Here is a 16,991-nt window from a genome sequence, read left to right as displayed (position 1 = left end):
GACCTCCTGATGGACAGAGATAGCTGCAGCGTCGTGCGCTGTGGCTAACAGACTGGCGCTCGTATGCCCGTGTGCTCACTTCCACACCTGTCCACGCGCGCCGCCGGCAGCCGACAGACATATGATGTCTATATGTGTGCATTGTAACTACTCTCTGTGAAAAGCGTCTAGGGTGACGGACTCCTTTCCCTGGTCAAAGCTGCCTATGAGCATTTATGGCTTTTTTATGATCCCCCCACGAGAGCTGATGACCTGTCTGACTGCTTGAGCTGGCGAGCGGCCAGGAGAGGAGACCGTGACAGGGAGGCGGCGATGCTGGTATAATAGAGCTGGAATTAGCTCATCCTTCGTGCGCTCCGGAGAGGCGGCCAGGTGGTTCAGCTTGCTCTCCCGGATACCTCTTAATCCATGCTGAATGCCGCCCAACGCAAGGTTCTCCCAGGGTGCCTCCTGCGGTGGAATGGTGCAACGCGAGCGAGGAAGGTCGAGGATGACAGCCCTTTCATCGCGCGAAACTCGCACGTGAGCGAACGAGGAGCGTCCCACTAGTTTTTCTCCAGGAGATAGCAGTATGTCTGACATCGTCACTATTCCTGAAGAACGGGGCATTGAGATTCACGGTATCGAACGGGTAGCCCCCACTGCTCGCACTCATGTGCGTATCTTTGACAACTTCACCATGTGGCTCTCGGCCAACCTGGTGATTTCAACGGTGGCCCTGGGCGCTCTCGCCAACCAGGTTTTTGGCTTGGGCTTCTGGGACGGTCTCGCCGTGATTGTGATCTTCAATGCTCTGGGTGTGCTTCCCGTCGCCTTCTTCTCGACCCTTGGTCCCAAACTCGGTCTGCGCCAGATGACCATTTCGCGCTTCTCCTTCGGCTGGGTCGGGGGAATTGTGATGGCCCTCTTCAATGTTGCGGCCTGTATCGGCTGGTCGGCGGTCAATGTCATTGTGGGCGGCCAGTTGGTCGCGGCCCTGAGCAACGGCGCGGTTCCGCGCTGGGCGGGTATTCTGGTCATTGCTCTGCTGACGACCCTCGTCAGTATCTATGGCTATCGCTACGTTCACCGCTACGAGCGCTTTGCCTGGATTCCGATGGCCATCATTTTTGTCATCATGACGGTGGTGGCGGCCCCGCACATGAAAATTGTGCCAACGCCAGTGGCCAGCGCGGCCTGGTTTGCCTCGCTCATCTCCTTCGGCGGCGCGATCTATGGCTTCGCCACCGGCTGGAGTTCCTACGCTGCCGATTACAATGTTCGCCAACCGGAGGAGACGCCGGCTAGCCGCGTCTTCTGGCTGACCTTCCTGGGGGTCTTTCTGCCCTGTGTGGCGCTGGAGACCCTGGGCATGCTCTTGACGAGCTGGATTCCCAAGGGCGGTGGCGAGCTGTTGGCGGGGGTGTTGCAGCCCCTGGGTGGCTTCGGGACCGTCTTGCTGGTCTTGCTGGCCCTCAGTGTGGTGGCCAACAACATTCCCAACGATTATAGCCTTGGCCTCTCGATCCAGGTGGTTGGCAAATCTCTGCAGCGGGTGCCGCGTGCTGTCTGGACCCTGATCGGCGCGGTGATCTATGTGGCAATCGCCCTGCCGGCGGCAGAGAATTTTAACCAGACCCTGGAGAATTTCCTCTTGCTGATTGCCTACTGGCTTGGCCCGTGGTCGATTATCTTGATCCTGGAACACTTTGTCTTTCGCCACAGTGTTTATAATGTCGATGACTGGAATAGACCTGAGAAGCTGCCCATTGGGTGGGCGGCCCTGGTGGCGATGGCCATCGGCCTGGTTGGCGTGGCTCTGGGGGCCGCGCAGGTTTATTACGTCGGCCCACTGGCGAAGCTAGTCAACCCGCCTTACGGCATGGATATCGGCTTCGAGTTAGGCATCGTCCTGGCCGCAATCGCCTATCTCCTCCTGCGCCCCATTGAGCTGCGACAGACGGGGCGCTGAGTGCTGGGGTGACTGGCGGAGCGCGTCAGAGAGAGAAGGTTTCCCTGCCTTCGAGGGCCTCTTGAGGAGAGTGGAGGGAGCCTGAGCCGGTCAGAGTATTGCTCAGCAGGGGCAGGCGGAGAGCAAAAAAGCTGAAGCAGCTGCAGCAGGCCGCCTGCCCCTTGTTTCTTGTCCCGAGACGGCCTCAGTGCTTTCTGACGGGAGCCGCTTGCTCGCTGCAGATCGTATGGTGCCGTCCTTGTTTCTCGCTCCTGGTGAGTTCCATCACGCACTAGACGAGGAAGAACGATGCATTATGACTTGATTGTCCGTCATGCGCGCCTTCATCGTAAAGAGGCGCTCGTTGATATCGCTATACAAGATGGCCGTTTTGTGCGTATCGCTCCTGAGCTAGCCACCGACACGGCCACGCGTGAGATCGAGGCGGCAGGGCGCCTGGTCTCGCCGCCGTTCATCGATGCTCATGTTCACCTGGATGCTGTTCTCACTGTGGGCCAGCCTCGCTACAATAGCAGCGGCACCTTGTTGGAAGGGATTCAGATTTGGAGCGAGCGCAAGCCGTCCCTAAGCCGCGAGGATGTCAAGCGTCGTGCTCTGGAAGCGATTCGCTGGGAGGTGGCTCAGGGCACCCTCTACATTCGCAGCCACGTCGACGTCTGCGATCCCTCTCTGACGGCTTTACGCGCGCTGCTGGAGGTACGTGAGGAGGTACGCGATATCTGTGAGCTGCAGCTGGTCGCCTTTCCGCAGGATGGCATCTTCTCCTTTCCCAATGGCCGGGAGCTGATGCGTCGTGCGCTGGAGCTAGGCTGTGATCTGGTTGGAGGCATTCCCCATTACGAGTGGACGCGCGATCTTGGCGTTGAAGATGTGCGCTATGCTTTTGCCCTGGCGCGCGAGTTCAATCGCGATATTGACTGTCACTGCGATGAGACCGATGATCCCCATTCGCGCTTCACGGAAGTGATGGCGGCGGAGACCCTCAGCGCCGGCTGGCAGGGGCGTGTGACGGCCAGCCACTGCACGGCTATGCATTCCTACGATAATGCCTATGCTTTCAAGCTCTTGCGCCTGCTGGCGCGAGCCAGAGTCAATGTCATTGCCAATCCCTTTGACAACGTCGTCCTGCAGGGCCGCTTTGACACCTATCCGAAGCGCCGCGGCCTGGCTCGTGTCAAGGAGCTGCTGGAGGCTGGGGTGACGGTGGCGCTTGGCCACGACTCAATTATGGACCCCTGGTTCCCGCTTGGACGCGGCGATATGCTGGCTGCTGCCCAGCTTGCCCTCTTGCTCTGCCATATGAGCGGCTACGAAGAGATCAATACGGTGCTCGACCTCATCACGACCAATGCGGCCCGTGTCTTGCGCATCGAGGACCGCTATGGGATTGAGGAGGGGAAGCCTGCCGATTTTGTCTTGCTCGATGCCCCTTCGGCTTTTGAAGCCCTGCGCCTGCTGCCGGCGCGCCTGCACGTCTTCAAAGGGGGGCGGGAAGTGGCGGCGACGGCGCCGGCCCGCAGTCTGTTGCGCCGCGCTGGCGAGAGCGAAGGGAGCGAGGTCGCCTTTCGTCTCCCGCCGTCCTGGGCCGTTTCCCCGGCGGATTAAAGAATGTTGACAGCTCGCGCCGCGAGGATGGCCAGGACGAGCAAGGAAAGCAAGGATTCCAGCATCATCAGGGCCTTGGCCCGGCGCGTCAACGGCATAGTATCCGTTGGACTAAACGCGGTGGCTGTGGTGAAGGCCAGAAAGAGATAGTCGAGGAAGTGGGGCACCCAGCCACCGCTGTTCCCATTGGCCTGCTGCGGAAAGAGGAAATCGGCGGCGCGGTGACCACGTCGGTGCCGTCCCACTGGTCCCCCTCCGTCGATTTCCCAATACCAGAGGGCAAAGACTAAGATATTGGAGGTCCAGAGCAGGGCGGCGGCCCGCAGCAGGATATCAGCTCGCGTGCTGCGCGGCAGATTGAGGATGAGCAAGGCTACGGCACTGCCAAGGGCCAGCGTCACGATCGCGAGCAGCCCAAAAGCCAGGTGGCGCTGCAAGCGGTGGATGTGCTGGAGCTGCTGGCCCGACCGAGCGAGAAGCCTGAATACGACGGCTCCGAGCACGATCATTCCTTCTAGCACCAGCGGGAGCCAGTTCGGTCCGAGGGTCAGCCAGGATGGTAAGACGGCGTAGAGGAGGCCACAGAGCAGGGCCGTGACCAGAGCCAACCAACGCGGCGCGACCTTGCTCTCTTTCTCCACTTCCTGTCGCTCTTCCTCTCCTTGTTCTCTTCCTATCACTCCGTGCGGTGTTCTATGCTCTTCCATTCTTGCTTCTCTCTTGCTTAATTGCCGCGACTCAGTCCGCGCTCGCCTGACCAGGTTCGGTCAGAGAAGGCGGTTGCTCGCCTATCAGGGTAGCGGAGTTGTCTGCCGGTTGCAAGCCCTGTTCTGCTCCAGGCTCTTGCCTTCTTTCCGGGGGCCTTTTGCTGCACAAGAGAGAGGCAAGATTTTTTTCTGGTGATTTTACACAAGATTATGAACTATCAGTCATAATAGTAACAGGGCAGGAAGGAAGCCAGGCAGAGATAATGGCAATATTTTCAAACAAGACCAATGACAGGTGCAAAATAGGCTAGCATCTGCTATAGTAGAAAACAGGAGAAGGCGCAGGGGGGAGAAGGTTGCCGGTTGGGGTCGTCGAGGCGGGGTCTGGTTGTGGGCTGGGCTAGCGGGTGGGGGGAAGCTGGCATATCCGGGATGGCAGTGCTGGCCCTGTGTACGGGAGGAATGGGCAACGAGCGGACAGGTAGCGAAATGGCGAGAAGAAAGGCAAGGGTGAGACCATGAAGCGGCCAGAATGCCTGTGGAGGCCGGTGGGTAGTCGTCTATCCACTGTGGCCCCTTCAGAGGTGCCAGGTTGCGGAGAGATTGCGGAAGAGGTGTAGTGTGGTCAGCAAAGAGAACCTCCAGGTGAGCACTCAGCAGAGCGGGCAGCTAGTGGGGCCTGCTCGACAGGGGCACAGCGGACTGGAGCGGTCAGGAGAAGGGGGGAAACATGCGTACTGCAGAGCATGATTCGGGCATCTTCGCCTCGCGGTCCGGAGCGGGCGAGGAAGCGGAAGAGACTGCTGGAGGGGAAGGGAAGGGAGCGGCCTCAGCTCCCGCGCCGCTGAGCGCGTCCATTCTTGTCACCACCATCCTCGACGAATTCAGTGCCATTGGCGACTACCGTCTCTTGCAGGACAGTCTGCCGCGGCGGCTGGCCTCGCTGCTGCGGAGCCGCTATGTCCTGCTCTACAAGCGCATTGGCGAGACACTGCAATTCGTTTCAGGGACCTTTGACGACCGGCCAGGCTGGTCCACCTCGCTTCTGGCGGTTGCCCAGATCAATCCTATCGATCTCAATAGCGAGCGGCCCGAGGCGCGGGCCTGGAGATTGCGGCGTGTTGCCACTGCGCCAGCAGATCCGGGGGGGCCGCAGCTAGTTGCCGTGCCCTTGATCTATCGCCAGCGGGCCACTGGCGTCCTGGTAGCCATTCGTGATGGTCACGAGGGCCAGCCCGAGGCTGGAGGTCAGGCTGCTGGTCTCCCTGGTAGCCGTCTACCGGCCTACTGGGCCGAAGAAGAGATCCAGGTCCTGGAAGCCGTCGCTGGCGTCAGTGCCATGCTCCTCGAAAACACGCTCTTGCTGGAGCGGGACCGTGAGCGCATTCACGAGCTTTCCTTACTCAACAGCATCGGTAGCCAGATCAACAGTGCCGTCCACGATCTTGAGCGTCTGTGCACCATCATCATGCAGCGCAGCCGTGAAATTGCGCCGCTTGATCTCTGCGACATTCTCCTCTCGCCCCCGATGGGGAGGCAGGCGCCCTGGATCAGCCCGGCCCTGAGCGAAGCGCTCTTCCGCTATGCCCGTGAGCAGGGGGGCCATCCCACGCCCCTCCTCATCGAGCGCCCGGGCAGTCCGCGGACTGCCGACTATCTCAGTCATCTGCCTGCGAGCATCAACACCTTCATCGCCTTGCCGCTCATCAGCGGGGGCGATCCGGGGCGGCGTGGTCGGCTCTATGGACCTGAAGAGAGAGAGCCGCGGGTGCTTGGTCTCTTAGTAGGAGGCACCTATCGGCCCTGGAAAGTGCGCCATGTTGAACTGATGATGTTGCAGGTGCTGGCCAGTCAGGCCAGCGCTGCCCTTGAGAACATCCACCTCATGACAGAGGTTATCGAGGCGCGCAACGAAGCGCGCAAGCTCCTGCGCCAGGTTCTGGACGACCAGCGCCTCAAAGAGCTGATCCTGGAGAGCATTCCCAGCGGATTGATGACCATAGATCTCAGTGGGCAAATCACCACCTTCAACCGGGCGGCCTCACTCATCCTGGGCTATCATCCCTACGAAGCGCTGGGGCAGCCGGTTCACAAGATTCTGCCGCTCAAGAATCCCCAGGCTCTTCCAGGCGAAGCCCTGCAGTCTGGTGGTGGCCAGCGCTCGCCGTCGGCCTATCACGAAACGCTCATCACGCACGATCGCCAGGGGCAAGACCTGGTCCTTGACATGACCTGGCAGCCCCTCTGCAACGACCGGGGGCGGCAGATTGGGACCCTGCTCACCTTCAGCGACGTCACCTCTATGCATCGTCTCCAGGAAGAGAAGCGTCGGCTAGACGAACTGGCCTCACTGGGCAAGATGGCGGCCAGTGTTGCGCACGAAGTGCGCAATCCCCTGGCCTCCATCAAAATCACCATGCAGATGCTCATGGACGATCTAGAGAGACTCATCCGGAGTGAAGCCAGCGAAGCCGGTACTGGTGATCAGGGAGATCGGGCCCAGCCGCCTCTCGACGAGCACCGTGGTGCCCAAGAATCGATAGCCGTTGTCCTCAAAGAAGTCGAGCGCCTTGACAACATCGTGCGCGAGCTGCTCCTCTTTGCCAAGCCGCGCCAATTACATCGTGTCCCCTGTGACCTCATTGCCCTTAACGAGCACGTCCTACAGACGCTCCAGCCCTGTCTCACTGAGGCTGGCATCGTCGTCCATCGTGTCTATCAGCGCGATCTGCTGGAGCAGCCCCAGCGGCAGCAGGTCGTTGTTCTTGCCGACATGGAGCAGATGGAACAAGTCCTGTTCAACCTCTACACCAACGCCATCCAGGCCATGCCAGAAGGGGGGATTCTTACCATCTCGGCTCAGGTTGTCCAGCGTCCGCGATCGGGGGTTGGGGCGGGCTATGTCTTGCCGCGGGTGCATGTTGCGGAGAGCCAAAGTGGCTATTTAGCGCAAGAAACACAGAGGTGGCTAGAACTCTCCATCAGCGACACGGGCATAGGTATTCCCCCAGAGCAGCTAGACCTCATCTTCCAGCCCTTCTTCACCACCAAAGCGCACGGTATCGGGCTGGGCCTGGCCATCACCCAGCGTCTCATCGAAAGTCATCAGGGGCAGATCAGCGTCGAAAGCCGTCTGGGCTACGGTGCCACCTTCACTGTTCGTCTGCCTCTAGCCCCTGTTGACGATAGCCCGGAGAGCGAGAGCGGGGCCGAATCTCGGACCACAGAACCAACGAGCGGGAGAGCACAGACATCATGAGCCTGTTCATTCTCATCATCGACGATGAGCCGCACCTACCGCACCAGATTGCCCGCTACCTGGGCAGGCACGGCTACGAAGTTGAAACCGTCGCCGAAGGCGAGGCCGGTCTGCGAGTCATTCAGCAATGCTCGGTCGACCTTGTCCTGTTGGATCTGCGTCTGCCCGGGCTAAGCGGGCTAGAGGTACTCAAGCGCATCAAGGCCAGCGAGCCGGAGCTGCCCGTAATCATGCTGACGGCCTATGGGGACGTGCGCAGTGCTGTCGAAGCCATGAAGCTGGGAGCCTCTGACTACCTGCTCAAGGGCTTCGACCTTGAAGAGCTGCTTCTCGTCGTGCAGCGTGCTCTAGAGACCAGCGCCATGTACCGTGAGCTGCGCCAACTGCGACGCGAGCGCAGCGACAACTATCACTTCAACTACATTGTTGGGCACAGCGAGCGCATGCGCCAGGTCTTCGAGATGGTGGCCCGTGTGGCCCGCAGCGACACTGCCTCTGTCCTCATCACTGGCGAGAGCGGGACCGGCAAAGAAGTTGTCGCCCATGCCATTCACGAGCAAAGTCCGCGGGCCTCCGGCCCGTTTCAGCCCCTGAACTGCGCTGCCATTGCGCATAACCTCCTGGAGAGCGAACTCTTTGGCTACGAGCCATATGCCTTCACCGATGCGCGCAAGCAGAAGCGCGGGCTCCTGGAGCTAGCCGATGGTGGTACACTCTTCCTTGACGAGATCGGCGAAATGCCGCTTGATATGCAGGCCAAGCTGCTGCGCGTGCTGGAGACGCGCTCCTTCTTTCGTCTGGGAGGCAGCAAGGAAGTCAAAATCAACGTGCGCGTCATTGCGGCCACCAATCGTGACCTGCAGAAAGCTATGGCTGAGGGAATCTTTCGCCGCGACCTCTTCTATCGTCTGGCGGTCATGCAAATCAACCTGCCGCCGTTGCGAGAGCGTCCGGGGGATATCCTTCTCTTCGCCTCACGCTTCGTCGAAGACTTCAACAAGTCGTTGGGGCGCAGCGTGCGTCGTATCTCGCCAGAAGCTCAGCGTCTCTTGCTGGCCTACAGCTGGCCGGGGAATGTGCGTGAACTCAAGAATGTCATTGAGCGCGCCATGATTCTCAGCAACGGCGATGAGATCCAGCCGATCCATCTTCCCCAAGAGATCGTTGGCTACAGCGAAGGCCGTCGATCTGGGGCCTGTGATCCCTGGGAGGAGTGGCTGACCAGCCATCCAGCGCAGCCCCTACCGCTGGAGCGCATTGTGGAGCGTGTAGAACAACATTTCATTCGTCAGGCGCTCTGCGAAGCGGGGCACAACCGCACGAGGGCGGCGGAACTGCTCGGCATGAGCAAAGTCGACCAGCTGCGTTACCTGATGCGCAAACACGGCATTGAATGAGGGGGGGAGCGAGGTCGCGAGGTCGAGTCCGCTGGCCTTGCTGTCGAGGTCCTGGCTGCACCTGGGAGCTATTACGGCGCGCAAGGAGAGCAGGAGGGAGTAGCAAGGAGGCGTCAGCGTCGGAACGGGGCCAACCTGGGTCTCTGGCCGCTGCTGAGGGCGAGAGCTGTGGGAGTGCAAGCGCCAGCGAGGCCAGCCGGTGAGGTGTACCACCTCAGTGGTGGGGAAAGGAGGAGGGGCGGGCGGCCTGACAAGGCAGAGGCTGGCTCAACAGTCGAGCACGGTCTCGTTCTCCTGTTCTCCCAGGCGCAGCAGTTCGGCCTCAATCTCTTGCCAGGCCTCCTGTTCGGCCTCGGCGTTAGAGAGGCGGCGCTGGTGCTGCAGCCGGGCCACGCGCTGGCGGAAGGTTGCCAGGATCGGACGTTGTTTTTCAGGGGAGGGCATTGGCCGCAGCTCGATCTGCGAAGGGGCATAGAACTCGCTGGGATCAAAAGCCAGCGAAGCCAGATCGCTAAAGATGGCCAGCAAACTCATCCGTTGTTGAGAGAAATAGCCTACCTCGGTGCTGGAGGCCAGCAAGCAGCCGGCGACGCGCCCGCCGAGCCAGATGGGGTGAGCGGCGGCGCTGATCTCAAACTCGCTCTGGTAAGCGGGGACGAGGTGGTACTTGCGCAAGTCTTCGATGCTCTGGACGCGCCCGGACTCCACCACGTAGCCAGCCAGTGACTCCATGCCCAGGAAGAGGGCCATTTGCTCCAGGTCGGCGGTCCAGGGAAGCGTACCTTTCCCCATGCGTTCGCGCAGGCTGCGGATCTTGCCATCGGAGTGGGGAGGCATGCACTGGATCAGGGTGATAGACATGCCCAGATGATTCGGATCGAGCTGGGTCAGGGCCTGACGCAGGACCATCTCACCGATCTGCCAGAAGCGCAGCGACTCGATTGTCGTGGTGCGGGCGCTGAGCACCTGGGCAAAAAATTCAGAAGGCACTTGCTCGACGGTGCTCTCGCGCAGGAGGGCATCGATGTCGGGAAAGCTACGACGCAGGGCTTCCAGCAGCTCCTGGCGATACTGGGGGTGAACGGCCTGGACGAGGCGGATCAGGTGGGAGCGATGGGGTCTTGACTCGCCGTTCGCCCAGCGAGATAGCGTCATGGTCGTTACTCCGAGCGCCGTCGCGAGGCGTTGGCGCTCCGCCGTTGTTCGGATGAGCCGCTGCAAGACGGACTGCCAGGACGGGGATTCGCTCACGCTCATACTCGCCCCCTCAGACTCCTACTCTCTGTTCCTGTATTGATGCTCTTCTGGCATATGATAACAGAGGGAACAGGCAGAGTCAACCAGAAGACGCCAGTTTCGATTCTGCCTTCTCACAGGAGTGGCGTGCGCCCTTCTAGTCATCAGCTGTTCGTTTGTGTCGAGCCAGGCATGCTCAACAGCCTTGTGGGGCAGCTCTTCCATCAGAGACTATACTGTAAGGTGGGGACAGTTGTGAAGTCTACGACGCTTATCTATCTATCCGCAGGCATCGGCGTGTGTCGGCGTGCGTTGTGTCAGCCCTACTGGTACGCCAGGGGAAGGGCCGGGAGAGGCAGGCAAACGATGAAACATATTATTGTAGTAGACGATGATAAAGAGACGCGTGAGATTATCACCTTTGTCCTGAGCCGCAATGGCTTTGCGGTCACCACAGCGGCGGATGGGAAGCAGCTGGCGGCGCTCCTGGAGGTAGAGAGGCCGGACCTGATCATCCTGGATGTCATGATGCCGGGCCTAGACGGCTATCAGATCTTCAACCGCTTGCGTCATGATCCAGCCTTGCGTCAGATACCGGTAATCATTATGACGGCTCACGCTGAGCACATCTATGAGCGCATTAGTGTTGATCTGGGGGCGGCGGATCATATCACGAAGCCATTCCATCCATTAGAGCTGGTGGAGAAGGTCAAGAGTCTATTTCGCATGCTGTCGTGTGAAGGCCAGGTGGGATGAGATGAAGTGAGGCAGGCGGTCTGGTTGTAGAGGCCAGACCGCTGAGCGCGCCTGGTGTCGAGGGGTGTTGGCTGGTATGTGTTGGGGCAGGCAAGCTGGCTGTGACCTTGCGGGATGGCGGAGAAGTTGGTATCATTATCAGCAGGGGCGTTTTTGGCAAGTTCCTTCAAGGAAGCAGAACAGCCATGCCAAACAGATATGAGCGCGAGATTGAGGAGATCCTCCGGAACTTAGAAGAGGGCGAGTCGCAGGATTCGCGATGGGCGCGCTTTGCCGGTCGCTCCCGTGCAGGTCGTCGCTGGCGTTTCTCGCTGCCCCGTCTGCGTTTTCCTGCCGTTGCCTGGACGCTGGATGCCTCTCAGTGGTTTCTCCTCCTCAGTATCATTGCGGCCCTGATCGCGGGTGGTTTTGCTTATGCCCTGGAAGGCCCTGGGGTCTTTACCGGGCTGATGGCGATTGTGAGTCTGATCTGCCTAGTGGCTGTCTTGTTCGTCCAGCTCGGGCGGCGTCCGCGCTACTCTTCGGCGACCTTTTATGGCAGGGGCCGAGTCACTCCTTTGCGTCAGCAGGGACTATCGCGGCTAACGACTCGCTGGCAGCTTTTCCTCTTAAAGCTGCGCTATCGCCGCAAGCGTGATTTATAGGGGCAGGAGGTGCGAGCTGCTGCGGGGCGGAGCTTTGTCGCTTGGGGCACTCTCGTGGTGGGGCGGATGAGATCCTACTTGACAGCGAGATGAGGCCGTGCTATAGTTGCAGATGCACAGTCGTAAGCGGACGCTCACCTGTAGCAGGCTGGGCAAAGAGCGTGAGCAGCAGAGGCGAGTAGGCTGGTCAGCTGACGGGGTGTGGCGCAGTGGGTAGCGCGCATGGTTTGGGACCATGAGGTCCGCGGTTCAAATCCGCGCACCCCGATTTGTGGTAGCGCCGTGGCTGGTCCCTCTTTGCCCGGAATGCCAGTTTTGTGATGGTGATTGGCGGGAGTAACTCAGGTGGTAGAGTACCTGCCTTCCAAGCAGGCTGTCGCGGGTTCGAGTCCCGTCTCCCGCTCCCTCGATTCAGGAAACCAGTTCTCAGGTGGCTTCTCTGCCAACAGGCCCTCTACCTCCCGCGGGGGATCAGTGGTAGGGCTGCGCTCTTGCGTGCCTGCCTCAATGCTCGTTGAGTATCTGTCTCCTGCAAGTCTTCCCTCATGGGTGAGTGCCTGCCTGGCTAGAAGCTCTTTCTCTGTGAAGGAGGTTTCCTGTGGCTGCTCGCATCAGCCAACAGCGAGGCAGGCGTTCCCCTCAGATCCCTCGCCAGACGGTGGTTCCTCATGATGCACCTCCTCCCAAGGGAGGACATCTGCTGTGCTACTGCATTGAGGAATATCCCCTGGACCATCGCAGTCAGAACCCTGGTTCCAAAACGCTCGAATGGCACCAGCTCTCGCTGAGCAAGTTGGCGCGGTTCCTGGTGCGGCAGGGCATCGCCATCGTGGAAGAGATCGAGCGGGTACATCTGCTCTCCTGGCTCAGTGAGCTGTGTATGCGAACGGGAGCGCATGGCAAACGATTGGCTGCTCGTTCGGTCAACTCCTACGCGCGGTCCGTGCGGGCTTTCTGCAATTGGCTGGAAGCCCGAGGCTATGTCTCGCGATCCCCGGCAGCAGATGTCAGAATGTCCAAGGTGGGCAAGCCCCTTATTCGGATCATTGAGGAAGCAGAACTCAAGCACCTGCTGAAAGCATGTGCGTCGCTTGATGAATCTGGCCCCCAGGCGGACTGCCATGCGGCGCGCAATCGAGCGATCCTGTGGCTCCTCTATGATACAGGCATTCGCCTTGCAGAATTATGCGGCCTGCGTCTGGTGGGTCTGGATCGAAAAAAAGGAATGACTCTGGCTCATGGGAAAGGCAGTAAGGAGGAGCGGCGGATTGCACTCGGGAGGAAGGCCCTGCAGGCGTTGCTGCTCTATGTGGACCACTATCGCCCCACTGCCGACCAGCTCGTGGAGATGGGGAATCCACCAGAGAATTCTATGCTCCCACATCATCGTCTTTGCCGTCGTGCTCATCACTCGTCCTTGACAGGCCCTTTGGGCCATGTCCCAGGGCCGCAGGCGTATGAGCCGGCGGTGTATTGCTTGCATAGGTGGCTTCCCCTTCGGCAAGGGCCGGCCAGTGCTTCTCGTGTCTGCCTTTCCGGGGTAGACAAACGTGTCCTCTCGTCCTGAAGGTCTTACTCATCTGCCGCTGCTTCGACGAGCCAGGACTTGACTTGCCTGCGCTCTGACAGCCGCGGTACAGTGGCTGGCCTCCCGCCTGGGCCCAAAGAGCGACCCAGAGGCGACCTGCGATCTTCCTGGTCGCTTCCCGGCTCGCTCCTGAGACAGGACAGAGAGAGGCTCCTACACTACTTGCTGCTGGGACTGGGTGGACTCGCTGTTGCCTGTCTCAGGGATTTCCTCAGCAGACAGACAAGATAGGTAGACCGATGACTGGCGTGCCCTGCGCAAGCAGCAGAGCAGCCTTGAAAGGAGATTGCACACCGATGGGCCAGACCTTTCCTTCGTCCTCTCTCCTCTCTCTGGCAAGTAAAAGGACAAGGGCCAGGCGGAGGCGGGCAGGGAGAGAAGCTTCTGCGAGTGTGACGGAGCGCCGAGCACTCGCCCAACGGGCCAAACTGGAGAGAGCGGCGAAGGTACGAGCGGGACGCCAACAGGAGTTGGCACGAAAAAGCAAACAGCAGAGCAGACACGCGCCAGAGCTGCGTGTGGGGCGCCAGCCGGGCCGACGGAGCATCGAGGCACTCGTTGAGGCCTATCTGCAAGATCAGATTGGGGGGAATCGAAGTCCTAAGACCGTTGAGTGGCACCGCACCGCGCTCACGTTTCTGCAGCAGTTTCTCCAGCAACAGCGGGGAGTCACGGAGATCGGGGCGGTGGAGGCTGAGGATATCAGTGCCTGGTTTACCCACCTGCGCACAACTCGCGGCGCCCACGGCAGGCGGCGCACGGATCGCACAGTGCAGACGTATGCGCGTTCGGCTCGGGCCTTTTTCCGCTGGCTAGAACGTCGGCATCTGCTGGAAGAGAATGTGTTTGATCTGGTCCTGTTTCCCCGTGTGGGCCGTCCTCTGATCGAGACGCTGACCGATGAGGAGTTCGAACGATTACTGTCCGCCTGTGTGACGCCCAGGGAAACTGGTCGGCTGGCGGAGCGGGCTGTGGCGCGCAATCAGGCCATCCTGTGGCTGTTGTACGATACGGGTATACGGGTCTCGGAACTGCTCACCCTGTGCCTGGACAAGGTGGACCGCGAGCAGGGTGTGATCACAGTCTGGGGGAAGGGCGATAAGGAGCGGCGGGTGGCTCTAGGAGAGAACTGCCAGAAACATGTGTTCGCGTACCTGGATCAGCATCGACCGGATCAGCAGGAACTGGCACGGTGTGGCTGTTCCGGAGAGAAGCATCTGTTCCTGGCGGAGACGTGTTGGCCCCTGACCAAGAATGGAATAGAGCAGCTCTTCAAGCGGCTGCGAAAGCGAGCCGGGATCACATCCAAGCGAGTGAGTCCGCATATCCTGCGACATACCTTTGCCGTAAAGTATCTGCTCCTCGGGGGGGACCCATTCAGTCTCCAGCGCATATTGGGACACGAAGATATGGACACGGTCAATCATTATATGCACATGAATGATACCATGACACAGGCGCAGAAGCGCAAGTATAGCCCTGGAGATCATCTCTCAACGCGCCAGCTAGAACCGGGCCAAAGCGCGCCTGGCGAGTTGGGGGCCAGTGATGGGAACTGAGGCAGGAAGCGCTGCCTGGCTGCTGGCGTTGCCTGTCGGACAGATGGAGGCCAGGTGCTCGATCAGGAGCACCTGGCCTCCATTCAGGCAGGTGGTGTGCCCTGGCTGTGATCCTTGTCGTGGCCACCTGGAGAGCGCAAACGGATCCCTCACGCTGGTCACCCGCATGCGGCTTGAGCTCACGTGGAGCACTGGCTCTGCCAGCCGGAGAGGCGGCCCGGTAGCCGGACGATGCCTGGTGAGGCCGCGCAACCAGTTCCCTAGAGCAGGAGATGAGCGGTACTGGTATATGACCTGGCCTGCTCTATCGTCTGCAGCGTTTCCGGGCTGGGACGCCACTGGTCCGAGGAGAGGCGCCGCATCTGCTTCACGTAGGCTGTGTAGAGTTGATCCAGCAGGTAGGGGGAGCCGAGCCAGCCATAGAGCTGGGCCGCCCGCCGCAAGGCGCGCTCACTCATGATGACCCGTTCCCCAGGAGCGCGGCCTGGCTGACCAAAAGAAGCAAAGGAGAGCTTGGTGTCAAACCGGTGATTCACACTCTGTAGTGCGTATGCCTGATAGAGCTGGGCTGCACGTCCGTAATGTTCGCGCTGCAGATGACGGAGGGAGGCGTCTTCGCCGCGCGACTCTTCCAGAGGCGCGTCAACCAGTTGCAGTCCCTGGTGAAGTTCGTACTCAGCGCTGTACCAGAGCGCCTGCAGATAGTAGTCGCGAAACAGGGTGAATGGTTTGCGTACCCAACTCGAAGGCCAGGGATCAAAATCGGCGGGGAAGTCCCGAATCATCTCTTCCAGAAAGTCTCCGCGATAGGCTTTCAGAAGAACATCGCAGGCGCGCTTGACATCTTCGGGAATACCATTGGCCAGGCGGCCATCGTGATGTGCGGCTTCGATGAACTGGTGTGAGCTAACCACAGCTTCCAGGTCGATGACGCGACAGGTAGAAGCCAGGCGCCACATGCGCTGCCTGGTGCTGAAGACGTCCAGGTCTGCAGGAAGCAGTTCCGTGCCTGCGGCTGCATTCAGATGAGTGATGGCTTCTCGCAGATCCTTGCGCAGGAACTTGCGATGAGAATCGAAAGCTTCCCCCAACCGCTTTGGGGTAGCTTCCTCGTCGGGAAGGCCGTGGCCGAAAACGTCTTCTAGCAGCTTTTCGCGGCTGACCTGCTCCCCGCGCAGCCAGGCGAGATAGGCCAGCAGTTGGACCCGTTTGGCGCTGGGAGCAAGCGGGACCAGAGCGCTTCTGCCATCGGGGGCTACCAGTTCTATCCGCACTTCCTTCAGCAGCCAGATCCTGACGTACTCACCTTCCCTGTTCTGGAGAGGCGCAGATAGCTGATCAGTCGGAAGGTCAGCACTCTGAAGAGTAGAGAGAGGAACGGCGAGAGGAAGCGAGGAGCTTTCGGGGGATGAGCCTGATCTGGATAGTTCAGTGAGGATGGGACGGTGAATCTCCTGCTCAGAGGCCGGCTGTTTTGGTTTCGGCAGGTGCCCCAGCTGCTCTCGATAGGGAGGGGGAGGCCCCTCCTGTGCTGGCTGTGGGGGGGGCAGCGTGGGAAGCAGCGGCGCTAGCCGTGGCTCTGATGGCGTTTGACCAGGAGATACTACCGGTTGGCGTGGCGACGGGTGTTGGGCCTGCTGGGGGGAGAGGGGCGTAGACCTGCCTGGTAGGGGAGGAGGTGCCTCAGCGGCAGATCCACGCCCGGGGAGTGGGGGGGAGATAGCCCTCCTGATGCCGCGGACCATCCGTGAGCGACCCGGAGAGGACTGCCTCGTCTGCCTGGTCGGAGCGGGCGCTCTCTGCTTGCCCGATAGCTCTTCGGACAGGATCAAGCGGAGGGTCAGGAAGAGCCAGGAGCCGATAAACACAAGCGGAGCGATGAGGAGAGGAGCTATGACCTTGATGACCAGGATTATGATCACGCTGCGATTGCTCTCGAATTGCCAGAGAGCTGGAAAGTGCGACACGTTCTTGCTGAATAGTGCCCAGTTTGGGAGCGTCCAGAGCACGGTCGAGAGCAGAGAGACAGCCAGGGTGATCAGTGTGGTGATGAGCCAGATCCGCCTGGTGCTGCGAAGCTGATCTCCCTCTGAATGGTGAGGCATAGCGTGCTCTTTTCCATAAAACTGGTCCAGCAACCCTCTCGACGCAGGGCCTGCCCTCTGGCATGAGCTAACAGAGGGCACTGGAAGGAACTGTCCAGGAACATCCCGGGAGCCGTCACCGTTCGACTCGTCGTCGCAGCGCCTCCATCCCTGGTCCATGCTGGCGGCTCTCGCGCTGGCTTCT

12 protein-coding genes and 2 tRNA genes are annotated in these 16,991 nt (G+C 60.2%); 11 read left to right on the top strand and 3 right to left on the bottom strand.

What is annotated here, in order from left to right; all coding sequences use genetic code 11:
- The first annotated feature begins 571 nt into the window (after positions 1–571).
- Positions 572–1,951 carry a purine-cytosine permease family protein gene (locus tag N688_RS12080; protein ID WP_052889520.1) on the top strand — a complete coding sequence of 460 codons (1,380 nt, stop codon included), beginning with the start codon at positions 572–574 and terminating at the stop codon, positions 1,949–1,951.
- Positions 1,952–2,239: 288 nt separating this feature from the next.
- Entirely contained in the window at positions 2,240–3,556 is a 1,317-nt protein-coding gene (locus N688_RS12075; RefSeq protein WP_052889519.1) for a cytosine deaminase, read from the top strand.
- Here the strand turns inward: N688_RS12075 and N688_RS12070 are convergent.
- Positions 3,553–4,263, bottom strand: coding sequence for a DUF1345 domain-containing protein (locus N688_RS12070; RefSeq protein WP_081838781.1), 711 nt, complete (start codon positions 4,261–4,263; stop codon positions 3,553–3,555). The genes N688_RS12075 and N688_RS12070 overlap by 4 nt on opposite strands.
- Before the next feature lie 730 nt (positions 4,264–4,993).
- Between N688_RS12070 and N688_RS12065 the strand changes: the two genes are divergently transcribed.
- Positions 4,994–7,522 (top strand): ATP-binding protein, encoded by a 2,529-nt coding sequence (locus tag N688_RS12065; RefSeq protein WP_052889517.1) that lies wholly within the window; start codon positions 4,994–4,996, stop codon positions 7,520–7,522.
- On the top strand, positions 7,519–8,919 hold the full coding sequence (locus N688_RS12060) for a sigma-54-dependent transcriptional regulator (RefSeq protein ID WP_052889516.1): 1,401 nt from the start codon (positions 7,519–7,521) through the stop codon (positions 8,917–8,919). The genes N688_RS12065 and N688_RS12060 overlap by 4 nt, the downstream gene beginning before the upstream one ends.
- A gap of 267 nt (positions 8,920–9,186) precedes the next feature.
- Here the strand turns inward: N688_RS12060 and N688_RS12055 are convergent, their stop codons facing one another.
- The gene (locus N688_RS12055; RefSeq protein WP_052889515.1) at positions 9,187–10,176 is read right to left on the bottom strand and encodes a GAF domain-containing protein; all 990 of its coding nucleotides are present in this window, start codon (positions 10,174–10,176) and stop codon (positions 9,187–9,189) included.
- A 345-nt stretch (positions 10,177–10,521) separates the two neighbouring features.
- On the opposite strand from N688_RS12055, the gene N688_RS23185 reads away from it, so the two are divergent.
- The 6 genes from N688_RS23185 to N688_RS12025 all read left to right on the top strand — a co-directional run bounded on the left by N688_RS23185 (position 10,522) and on the right by N688_RS12025 (position 14,702).
- On the top strand, positions 10,522–10,911 hold the full coding sequence (locus tag N688_RS23185; protein WP_052889514.1) for a response regulator transcription factor: 390 nt from the start codon (positions 10,522–10,524) through the stop codon (positions 10,909–10,911).
- A gap of 185 nt (positions 10,912–11,096) precedes the next feature.
- Positions 11,097–11,555, top strand: coding sequence for a hypothetical protein (locus N688_RS12045; protein ID WP_052889513.1), 459 nt, complete (start codon positions 11,097–11,099; stop codon positions 11,553–11,555).
- Between the two features lie 195 nt (positions 11,556–11,750).
- Positions 11,751–11,823 (top strand) — tRNA-Pro (locus tag N688_RS12040).
- 62 nt (positions 11,824–11,885) lie between these two features.
- Positions 11,886–11,958: transfer RNA gene (locus N688_RS12035), tRNA-Gly, on the top strand.
- Between the two features lie 195 nt (positions 11,959–12,153).
- A complete protein-coding gene (locus N688_RS12030) occupies positions 12,154–13,122 on the top strand; it encodes a tyrosine-type recombinase/integrase (protein ID WP_052889512.1) in 969 nt (322 codons plus the stop codon).
- Positions 13,123–13,535: 413 nt separating this feature from the next.
- The gene (locus N688_RS12025; protein ID WP_052889511.1) at positions 13,536–14,702 is read left to right on the top strand and encodes a tyrosine-type recombinase/integrase; all 1,167 of its coding nucleotides are present in this window, start codon (positions 13,536–13,538) and stop codon (positions 14,700–14,702) included.
- Positions 14,703–14,962: 260 nt separating this feature from the next.
- On the opposite strand, the gene N688_RS12020 is transcribed toward N688_RS12025, so the two are convergent.
- Positions 14,963–15,976, bottom strand: a complete 1,014-nt coding sequence (locus N688_RS12020; protein ID WP_052889510.1) for an AfsR/SARP family transcriptional regulator — start codon at positions 15,974–15,976, stop codon at positions 14,963–14,965.
- Between the two features lie 619 nt (positions 15,977–16,595).
- Between N688_RS12020 and N688_RS22835 the strand changes: the two genes are divergently transcribed.
- Positions 16,596–16,784, top strand: coding sequence for a hypothetical protein (locus N688_RS22835; RefSeq protein ID WP_238321082.1), 189 nt, complete (start codon positions 16,596–16,598; stop codon positions 16,782–16,784).
- Positions 16,785–16,991: the final 207 nt, after the last annotated feature.

This window comes from Thermogemmatispora carboxidivorans, assembly GCF_000702505.1.
Taxonomy (GTDB): Bacteria; Chloroflexota; Ktedonobacteria; order Ktedonobacterales; family Ktedonobacteraceae; genus Thermogemmatispora; species Thermogemmatispora carboxidivorans.
The sequence above is the reverse complement of the archived record's forward strand: the minus strand, read 5'-3'. Positions and strand labels throughout refer to the sequence as shown.

Coding starts and splice junctions, on each gene's coding strand:
- N688_RS23185 (WP_052889514.1), top strand. CDS start 10,522: ATGAAACATATTATTGTAGTAGACGATGATAAAGAGACGCGTGAGATT.
- N688_RS12045 (WP_052889513.1), top strand. CDS start 11,097: ATGCCAAACAGATATGAGCGCGAGATTGAGGAGATCCTCCGGAACTTA.
- N688_RS12075 (WP_052889519.1), top strand. CDS start 2,240: ATGCATTATGACTTGATTGTCCGTCATGCGCGCCTTCATCGTAAAGAG.
- N688_RS12060 (WP_052889516.1), top strand. CDS start 7,519: ATGAGCCTGTTCATTCTCATCATCGACGATGAGCCGCACCTACCGCAC.
- N688_RS12080 (WP_052889520.1), top strand. CDS start 572: ATGTCTGACATCGTCACTATTCCTGAAGAACGGGGCATTGAGATTCAC.
- N688_RS12055 (WP_052889515.1), bottom strand. CDS start 10,176: ATGAGCGTGAGCGAATCCCCGTCCTGGCAGTCCGTCTTGCAGCGGCTC.
- N688_RS12065 (WP_052889517.1), top strand. CDS start 4,994: ATGCGTACTGCAGAGCATGATTCGGGCATCTTCGCCTCGCGGTCCGGA.
- N688_RS22835 (WP_238321082.1), top strand. CDS start 16,596: ATGACCTTGATGACCAGGATTATGATCACGCTGCGATTGCTCTCGAAT.
- N688_RS12070 (WP_081838781.1), bottom strand. CDS start 4,263: ATGGAAGAGCATAGAACACCGCACGGAGTGATAGGAAGAGAACAAGGA.